The organism is Deltaproteobacteria bacterium (genome assembly GCA_003696105.1).
Taxonomy (GTDB): Bacteria; Myxococcota_A; Polyangia; order Haliangiales; family J016; genus J016.
Genome location: RFGE01000160.1, coordinates 1 through 9,132 on the forward strand (window position 1 = coordinate 1; position 9,132 = coordinate 9,132).

The window sequence follows — 9,132 nt, forward strand, 5'->3', positions numbered from 1 at the left end:
GTCGGCGTGCGGCTTGCGCGGCGTGGCGGCGCCGGTCACGAAGGAAAAATATCACTCACCATAACAGAAATCAATCAACATAATATACTGTATTTTATTGGTTAATATCACTCTCCAAGTTACCCGCTGAGCGCCGCTGCGGCGCGCCGCGGCGTACAATTGCCGCGTGACGGGCGCCGATACGCGCGCGCGCACGGCCCATCCGCCGGCCGAGCGGCCCCTGTTGGTGTGGGACGGCGACTGCGGCTTCTGCCGGCGCTCCGCCGAGCGCATCGCGCACCAGGTCGGCGGCCGCCTCGACACCGCGCCGTACCAGCGCGTCGCCGATCGCTTCCCCGACATCCCGGTCGACAGCTTTCGCGCGGCCGTCCACTTGATCGAACCGGACGGCCGCGTCTTCACCGGCGCCGAGGCGATCTACCGGGCGCTCGCGCTGCGCCCCGGCGGCGGCGCGCTGCACTGGTGCTACCGGCGACTGCCCGGATTCGCCGCCGCCAGCGACCTCGGCTACCAGTTCGTCGCCAACCACCGGCCGCTGATGTCGCGGCTGTCGCGCTGGCTGATCGGGCCGAGTCTGCTGCCGAGTCGCTACCGCGTCACGCGCTGGCTGTTTCTGCGGTTGCTCGGCGCCATCGTGTTCGTCGCGTTCTGGTCGATGTACGTACAAATGGACGGCCTGTTCCTCAGCGGCGGCATCTCGCCCGCCGCCGAGTTCATGGCCGCCGTGCGTCGCTACGCCGACGGCCAGGGGTGGGGGCCGCTGGCGCGCTTCGTCGAGGCGCCCACCCTCGCGTGGCTGTCCGCGAGCGATGGCGCGCTCACCGGGTTCGCGGTGGCCGGCATGGTCGCCGGCGTCTTGCTCGCGCTCGACATCGCGCCCGGCGCGATGGTCGCGGCGGCGTGGCTGCTGTACCTGTCGCTCGTCCAGGTCGGCGGCATCTTCTTTCACTACCAGTGGGACGCACTTCTGATCGAGACGCTGCTGTGCGCGATGTTCGTCGCGCCATGGCGGCTGCGCCCGGGCCTCGCGCGCGATCCCGAGCCGTCGCGCGCGGGCGTGTGGTTGTTCCGCGTGCTGCTGTTCAAGCTCATGATGCTGTCCGGCCTGGTCAAGCTCATGGAGCACGGCAACGCGTGGAAGTCGTTGCGCGCCCTCGACGTGCACTTCTTCACGCAGCCGCTGCCCGCGCCGACGTCGTATTGGGCGCACTTCGCGCCGCACTGGCTCCACGCCGCCGCCCTCGTGGTCGTGTTCGCGATCGAGCTGGTCTTGCCGCTGTTCGCGTTCGGCCCGCGCCGGCCGCGCATGGCGTTCGGCATCGGCACAATCGGGCTGATGCTCGCGATCGGCCTCACCGGCAACTACGGGTTCTTCAACCTGCTGGCGTGCGCGGTCGCGCTGTGGTGTTTCGACGACGCCGCGATCCGCGCGCGGCTGCCGGCGCGCCTTCGCGCGCGCGCGCCCGACCCCGCGCACGCCGCGCCGCCGCCGCCGCGCCGATGGACGCGGCGGCTCGCGGTCGCGCTGGCGGTGCCGATCACGCTGATCGGCGCCGTGCGGTTCGCCAACCGGCTCGACCCGGCCGACCGCTTCGGCCGCCGGCTCGCCGACGTCGTCTACCCGTTTTTTTCGATCAACGACTACGGCCTGTTTCAGGACATGACCGAATCGCGCCCGGAGATCATCGTCGAGGGCAGCCGCGACGGCGCGAGCTGGCACGCCTACGAGTTCCGCTACAAACCCGGCGACCCGGCGCGCGCGCCGCGGTTCGCAGGCCTGCACATGCCCCGGCTCGACTGGCAGATGTGGTTCGCGGCGCTGCGCGGCTGTGCGCGCGCGCGCTGGTTCTCCGGGTTCATCCGCCGCCTGTTCGAAGCCCGCCCGGAAGTGCGCCGCCTGCTCGCCCACGACCCGTTCGGCGACGATCCGCCGCGCTACCTGCGCACGACCGTCTACGACTACACGTTCGCGCCGCCCGGCGAACCCGGGTGGTGGCGGCGCGCGCGACCGCGCCCGTACTGCCCGGTCTACGCGCGCGGCGCACCGTGACGCGGTCGCGTCACGACGCGAACCCGTAGCGCTCGGCGCGGCGAAGCGGCGGCAGCGCCTGCTTCGGCAACAGGATGGACCGCACCGCCCACAGCTCGTCGAACACGCGGTAGCGCGCGGTCGCGTCGAGGTAGTCGACGCCCGCCGACCCGCCGGTGCCCACGCGCCGGCCGATGATCCGCTCGACCATGCGGGCGTGGCGCGACCGGAACAGCACGAGTTGCTCCTCGAGGTCGACGATCGAGTCGATCAACAGCCGCGGCCAGGCGAGCAACGGCAACTCGCGGTACGACTCGATGAACAGCACGCCGGCGCGGATGCGCCGCGCGCGCGCGCGGTCCGGCGCCGGTACGTCCTGCGCCGTCAAGAACGCGCGCGCCTGATCGGCGCTGTGTCGCAGGCGGGTCCGGACCGCCTCCGGGTCGGCCCCCGGCACCGACGCGAACCGGTCGACCTTGTCGTCGTGATACCGCTCCATCGCGGCCAGGTAGTCGGCGAGGAATCGCTCGACGACCGCGTCGTCGCCGTCGTCGCCGGGCGACGATCCCTGCACGGGCGTGCGGTACAGCCACTCGCGCAGGGCGGCCTTGACCGTCGTCTCGTTTCGCGCCGCCTGAATGCGGCCCCACGCGAACGCGCCGGCCGGCGACGACTCCGCCAGCGCCGCGATGTAGTCGAGCACGGCCGTACCCGCGAGCCGCTCGCGTTGGTCGTCCTCGAGGCCGAGCAGGATTTCCAGCTCGCGCATCTGAAACGACTGAAAGCCGCTGGCCGGCACCAACTTGTCGCGGAACGCGAGGAAGTCCTGCGGCGTGAGCGTCTCCATCACGCCGAACTGATCGATCGCCATCCGCGCGATCGCACTGACGCGGCCGAGGTGGTGGACGACGTGCGGCACCTGCTCCTCGGGGACGCTCGGCTTCGCGAGGTGGTCGCGCGCGAGGCGCAACTCGCTGAGCATGAGCTTGAACCACAGCTCGTACACCTGATGGACGACGATGAAGTGCAACTCGTCGGTGACGAGCCGCGACTCGTCGCCCTCCACGCCCCCCTGCAGCGCGAGCAACTGGTCGAGCTTGAGGTAGTCCCAGTAGGTCGGTCCCGCCATCGGCGGCGAACCTACTACAATCGCAGTCATGCCGTGGCACGAATACGTCGGCTACGTCGGCTCGTTCCTGATGCTGCAGACGTTTTGGATGAAGACGATGATCCCGCTGCGGATCGCGGGGATCACCGCCAACGCGGCGATGATCGCGTACGCGGCCAGCGCCGGTCTGTACCCGATGCTCGCGATGCAGGTGCTCATGCTGCCGGTCAACGTGTGGCGGCTCGCGCAGATGCGCGCGCTGGTCGTGCGCGCCGCGCAGGCCGCCGGCGGCTCCTTTCAGCCGAGCGCGCTGCTGCCGTTCATGCGCAAGGAGCGCCACGCCGACGGCGACGTGTTGTTTCGCGCCGGCGAGCCGTCGGACCGCATGTTCCTGATCGAGTCCGGCGGCGTCCGGCTCGACGAGCTGGGCCATCGGCTCGGCCCCGGCGACGTGCTCGGCGAGATCGGCGTCGTGTCGCCCGACAACCGGCGCACGGCGACGGCGGTGTGCGAGGGGCAGACGGTGGTCTATTCGCTCACGACCGACGGCGTCCGCCAGCTGTTCTTCCAACACCCCGACTTCGGCTTCTTCTTGATCCGGCTGGTGACCGAGCGGCTGCTGCGCAACCTCGACGCGCGCGCCGGCGCGCCCGGCGCGGTGTGAGCGCCCCGCAGGAGGCTGTAGCGCGTAGCCGCTGGCTGCGGTCGCGATCTGCGGGCGATCTTCGGCGTACGTCCTCCCGCCCTTCGGTCCCGTATGTGAGTACGCGCCCTCGCGCGCTGCGGGCGTGCGCCGAACCTCGCCTCGCATCTCGCAACCTCGCTGGCACGCCGATACCCTCAGCCCGCTAGCGCGCGAACCACGCGATCGCCACCGCCGCGGCCATGAGCGCGAACGCGTGCCATAGCGCCCGGTGGGTCGGCGCTGCCAGCTCCCGTTCCAGCCGCGGCGCGAAGGCGAGCCGCCGCGGGCGGGTCGGGATCAGCGCGGAGGGAAGCCGGCGCATCGCGATCGGATCTACGAGCAAGCCGCGTGCCGGGCAACTTTCCCGCCAAGTCCGCGCCGCGGCGACGCCGGCAGCCGGCGCCGTGGTGGCCGCAGGCCCCGCCCGGCCCGGCGACGCCCCATCGCCGGCGCGTGCGGAAGCCCGGGCCGTCCCGCACGCGCCGTCCCGGCGACGCCCCGGCGCCGCCCCGCACGCGCCGTCCCGGCGCCGCCCCGCACGCGCCGCCCCGGCGCCGGCGGCCGCACGCGCCGTCCCGCACCCGCCGTCCCGCACGCGCCGTCCCGGCGCCGGCGTCCCGCACGCGCCGTCCCGCACGCGCCGCCCCGGCGCCGCGAACGCGCGCGGTCGCGACTCGCCCGTCGCGCCGCCGCGCGTCCGTCGCCGGCCTACGCCGGCCGCGGGCCCTCGCGATCGACCGCCATGCCCATCGCGTGGTAGCCCTTGTCCACGTAGACCGTCGCGCCCGTGATCGCGCCGGCCAGCGGGCTGCACAAGAACGCCGCCGTGTGACCGACATCGGCGCCGGTGATCGGCTCGGGCAGCGGCGCGTTGCGCGACGTATAGTCGATCATCTCCTGGATGAAGCCGATCGCCGACGCCGCCCGCGACGCGTACGGTCCCGCCGAGATCACGTTGATGCGATGCCCCCACTTGCGGCCGGCCTCGTATGCGAGCGTGCGCGTGTCGGACTCGAGAGCCGCCTTGGCGGACGACATGCCGCCGCCGTAACCGGGAATCGCCCGCTCGGACGCCATGTACGTGAGCGCCAGGAACGCGCCGGGCGGCCGCACCAGCGGGCCGAACCGCTGAACCATCGACACGAACGAGTACGCGCTCGCACCGACCGCCGCGAGGTAGCCCGCGCGCGAGGTCTCGAGCAGCGGCTTTTTGACCTCCGGACCGTTGGCGAGCGAGTGGACGACGATGTCGAACGGCTGGTCGGTGCCGAAGTCGGCGCGCGCGCGGTCGGCCACCCCCTGAATGCTCGGGTCGTCGTGATCGCGGTAGCGCTTGGACTCGCGCACGTCGGCCGGAATCTGATCGAGCGTGTCGTACTCGGCGTCGAGCGCGTAGATCCGCTCGAACTCGAGCATGCGGCCGTCCGACAGCCTGCGCGACGCATCGAGCTTGCCGCGCTCGAGCAGCGTCGTGAAGATCGTGTACGCGGGCGGCCACGTCCCGACGCAGATCGACGCGCCCGCCTCGGCCAACGCCTTGGCGATCGCGAACCCGAAACCGCCGTCGTCGGCGACGCCGGCGACGAACGCGCGCTTGCCGTTCAGATCGATACCGAGCATGGCGCGCATCTTGCCCGCCGGTGCGGTCGCGGTCAATCCGCCTGCGGCCGGCCGCTCAGTCGACGACGATCTGCTCGAGGTCCAGCCCGCCGGCAAACAGGTACGACACCGCGTCCGAGTACCCGTAGGCCTCGAAGCCGCAGGTGGCCGGACATTCGAGCCGGTGTTGGCCGGGCGCGACGGCGATGCGGCCCGCCAGGAACGCGCCACCGGCAAACGGCGCCAACTGGCCGGTGACGTCCGCGCCGTCGAGCGCGGCCGTACCGCCCGCCGGCACCACCAGCGAGATGTACTGCTCGTCGTACTGCTGGGGGATCAGGAAGGTATAGCGGTCGCGATACTGTTCGTACGGGATCGCGATCGCGATCGCCGGGTCTCCGTTGCCCGTGGACGTGCCGGTGAGCGGATTGGCCTCGATCACGGACAACAAATAGTGGGCGACCAGGATCGGCTCCGGCGACCTCACGAGCGTGTCCGCGGCGACGAACACCTCGCAGAACTGTCCGGCGGCCAGGGTGCCGCAGCTGCCGGACGCCGGCGCGGGATCGAACGTCACCGTCGTGCCGTCGCGCTGCGCGACGATGCGCAGCATGTCGCGCTCGCCGTTGCGCTGCTTGCTGATCGCGACGGCGTACTCCTTGCCCCACGCGGACGCGGGGAACAGCTGCTCCTCGATGTGGTCGGCACAGCAGCGCGGCGTCGCGGCGTTGGCCGGATCCTGCAGCAGCGTGGCCTCGTGTCCGACGAACACGCCGAACGTGTTGCCGTCGACCGACTCGATCAGCGTCCCGGTGAGGTCGCCGTCCGGCGCGGCCTCGAGGTTGACCACGTCGAACGGTTGCAGCGTGAACGTGCGCGTGGTCCCGGCCGGAATCGCGGCGATGCCGTTGGCGGCGCGCACGTCGGCGGTGGGCGTGACCGCCACCTCGGTGGCCTGCCACGCCACGATCGTCACGTAGCCGTTGTAGTCGTTGGTCTGCGGGCGCCGCGTGAGCGTCGGCACCGTGACCGCGTAGTACTTCGCATCGTAGGCGTGGCGCGGTATGAGCAGCGAGCCGTCGTTGGAGAACACGTTCTCGTTGTCGAGCGGGTTGAACTGGTACGCGACCACCGGGCGCGACGACGTGAGCTTGAACGCGCGCGCGGCCTGGCTGGTGCGGTCGACCGATTGGTCGGGGAATCCGAGCTGGCCGGGGTAGATCGCCTGCACCGCGCCGGGCGCGACGTCCACCGAACGGCTCATGCCGGTCGCGTTCTCGATCGTCACGGTCACCGGCGCGGAGGCGTCGGGGTTGGACACGACGATGGCGAACGGCGACCCCTGCGCGTCGAGGACGCACGTCTCCGCGACCTGACACGTTCCGCCGCCGGGGCAGCTGCCGTCGTCCTCGCACAGGCCGAAGCTCTGCGCCGCGGCCGTGCCATTGGCCGGCTGATAGCAGTGTTCGATCGAGACGGCGACCGCCCCCGGCGCCGTCAGGTCGCAGTTGCCCGGCAATCCGGGCAGCAGGCTCACCGGAGGGCCGAGCACCTCGACCGCGTTATCAAGGTCCACCGGCCAGAACTCGCAGCCGATGTAGCTGCGCGCCGCTTCCGCCGCGGCGCACGGGTCGGTGCACACGCCGCCGCTGCACGACTCGAACGCGCACTCCTCGATCAGCTCGCCGACCGTGCCGTCCGGGTTGCACGCGTACACGTCATCGCCGGCGCAGAACCGCGACACCGCCGGGTCGCACGCGGCGCAGCCGAGGTCGCGCACGCACACGTCGCCTGCATTGCACCGCTGCGCGTCGGTGAACCGGCCGTCGTCGCAGACCTGGTACAGGTCGCCGACGCACCGGGTCTCGCCGGCGGTGCACGGGTCGGGCGAACCGTCCGGTCCGCCGGGGCCGGCATCGCCGCCGGTCGAGGGCCGCGACGGCGCGCACCCGCTCGCGATCCCGAGCGCCGCGGCGATGGCACACAGCGGTGTCTTCATCGGTTCCTCCTGCGTCCTGTCACGTCCTGCGCCCTCCGCGCCCGGACGCGCGCACCCTACCGCCGACCCTCCCGGACGGCCAGCTCGAGGCGCTCACCGCCGCTCGCAGCGGCGCAGAACGATCGGATCGGCCGAATCATTAACAATATGACCAACATTCATATTTAAAAAACAAGAAATAATATCAACGTCTTATTGTTTTTATTGGCTGTTTGACCAGTTTTTCTCTTGCATCTTGTTGGTCGAATGACTAACAAGAACACGTGGCCGCGAAGCGGAGCCATAAGAAGGAGCGCCGGTCGACGCGCCGCGACCCGGAGCGCACCCGCGCCGCGATCCTGCGGGCCGCCACGGCCCTGTTTACCCGCTGCGGGCTCAACGGAACGAGCCTCGACGACATCTCGCGGGAGGCCGGCGTCAACCGCGGTCTCATCTACCACTACTTCAAGACCAAGGAATCGCTGTTCGACCAGGTGCTGGCTCAGCCGCTCAACGAGTACACCCGGTCCCAGCTCGAACTCCTGCAAAAGCCCGACTTCGACGCGCTGAGCCTGCGCGACGCGACCGAGAGCTTCTTCTGGTTCCTGTCGCGGCACCCGGAGTTGGTGCGCCTGCTGAGCTGGACCCTCGCCATGCGGCGCCTCGCGCTCGAACTCGCGCAGCTCGAGTTCACTCGCCTGTTCTTCCGGGCGGCGGTGCAGCGGCTCGACCAGGCCAAGGCCGCAGGCCGCATTCGCGCGAACATCGACTCCGCCCACCTGCTCATCACGATCATCGACCTGTGCGTGTCGTGGCACATGTCGCGCGACGAATGGGCGCACAAGTTCGGCTGGACCGACAAGTCCACCGAGGAACTCGATCGCGAGCGTCTCGCCGCGATCCTCGACTTCATCGATGCGGCCGTCCGGCCGCTTCCCCCCGCTGTCACCGAGACAGGAGACTGACCATGCGCATTTCACTCCCGCTGCTTGTCGCCGCCGGCCTCGCCCTCGCCGGGTGTTCCTTCGAGTCGGCCGACGAGGCCGCACGCGTGTCCTTGTACGAGCGCCTCGGCACGCGCGAGCGGCTCGCGATCGCCGATCCGAGCTTCGTCGGCGTCGCCGCCTACGACCGCGCCGGCCGACCGCTGCCCTGCGTGCAGCCGACCGTCCGCGGCGGCGACACCGTCCTGCGCGCGAGCACCGACGGCCTGCTGGTCGTCGAGGACGTGCGCGTCGATCTGTCGGACATCACCATCGAGCCCGGCGTCGTGTTGCCGGATGAACCGCTCGTGCTCACCGACGTAAAGCTGCGCCTCGGCACCCAGATGGCGATCGAGCCGCAGTGGGCGCCGGATGGCCGCTCCGCCCGCGGCGTCGGCCGCGTCGACATCCTGATGGATTGGGCGCTGCTCGACGACGACGGTGATCACCTGCCGCTGGCCACCCAGCGGATTCGCGGCGCTGAACTCGAGGTGCGCGCCGAGCTGGCCGACGACGGCACCGTCCGCGCCGACCTCACGAGCGCCGTCGACGGCACGATCTGGGACTTCGCGGCGGTCGAGCTGACCGACTTCGCGATGGACGTGCGCGCCGCGAGCCAGCCCGTCGTCGACTGACCAGCCAACCTATCCCCCCTCCGGCGCCGGCCCGCGCCTTTACCCGGTCAACCCCTCTACCCAACCCACGCGGGCCGGCGCCGATTTTGTTTCGGCCGTCCGTCGCGCGCGCGCA

General features: G+C 70.9%; 9 protein-coding genes. 4 read left to right on the plus strand and 5 right to left on the minus strand.

The annotated features are described in order from the left end of the window. Nucleotides 1-166: 166 nt before the first annotated feature. Nucleotides 167-2,050, plus strand: coding sequence for a DUF393 domain-containing protein (locus D6689_10735; protein ID RMH41559.1), 1,884 nt, complete (start codon nucleotides 167-169; stop codon nucleotides 2,048-2,050). Nucleotides 2,051-2,060: 10 nt separating this feature from the next. Here D6689_10735 and D6689_10740 read toward each other — a convergent pair whose 3' ends face one another. Then, nucleotides 2,061-3,158: a tryptophan 2,3-dioxygenase gene (locus D6689_10740; GenBank protein ID RMH41560.1), complete on the minus strand. Its 1,098-nt coding sequence runs from the start codon at nucleotides 3,156-3,158 to the stop codon at nucleotides 2,061-2,063. Between the two features lie 28 nt (nucleotides 3,159-3,186). Here D6689_10740 and D6689_10745 point away from each other — a divergent pair, with 28 nt between their 5' ends. Continuing rightward, the gene (locus D6689_10745; GenBank protein RMH41561.1) at nucleotides 3,187-3,801 is read left to right on the plus strand and encodes a cyclic nucleotide-binding domain-containing protein; all 615 of its coding nucleotides are present in this window, start codon (nucleotides 3,187-3,189) and stop codon (nucleotides 3,799-3,801) included. Nucleotides 3,802-3,985: 184 nt separating this feature from the next. On the opposite strand, the gene D6689_10750 is transcribed toward D6689_10745, so the two are convergent. The 4 genes from D6689_10750 to D6689_10765 form a co-directional block, all read right to left on the minus strand. Further along, entirely contained in the window at nucleotides 3,986-4,165 is a 180-nt protein-coding gene (locus tag D6689_10750) for a hypothetical protein (protein RMH41562.1), read from the minus strand. Between the two features lie 365 nt (nucleotides 4,166-4,530). Beyond that, a complete protein-coding gene (locus D6689_10755) occupies nucleotides 4,531-5,442 on the minus strand; it encodes an enoyl-[acyl-carrier-protein] reductase (protein RMH41567.1) in 912 nt (303 codons plus the stop codon). A gap of 55 nt (nucleotides 5,443-5,497) precedes the next feature. After that, nucleotides 5,498-7,201, minus strand: coding sequence for a hypothetical protein (locus tag D6689_10760; protein RMH41563.1), 1,704 nt, complete (start codon nucleotides 7,199-7,201; stop codon nucleotides 5,498-5,500). Next, nucleotides 7,099-7,404 carry a hypothetical protein gene (locus D6689_10765; GenBank protein RMH41564.1) on the minus strand — a complete coding sequence of 102 codons (306 nt, stop codon included), beginning with the start codon at nucleotides 7,402-7,404 and terminating at the stop codon, nucleotides 7,099-7,101. Before D6689_10765 ends, D6689_10760 begins: the two co-directional genes overlap by 103 nt. A gap of 279 nt (nucleotides 7,405-7,683) precedes the next feature. Between D6689_10765 and D6689_10770 the strand changes: the two genes are divergently transcribed. Continuing rightward, nucleotides 7,684-8,364, plus strand: a complete 681-nt coding sequence (locus tag D6689_10770) for a TetR/AcrR family transcriptional regulator (GenBank protein ID RMH41565.1) — start codon at nucleotides 7,684-7,686, stop codon at nucleotides 8,362-8,364. Nucleotides 8,365-8,366: 2 nt separating this feature from the next. Next, nucleotides 8,367-9,017, plus strand: coding sequence for a hypothetical protein (locus tag D6689_10775; protein ID RMH41566.1), 651 nt, complete (start codon nucleotides 8,367-8,369; stop codon nucleotides 9,015-9,017). Nucleotides 9,018-9,132: the final 115 nt, after the last annotated feature.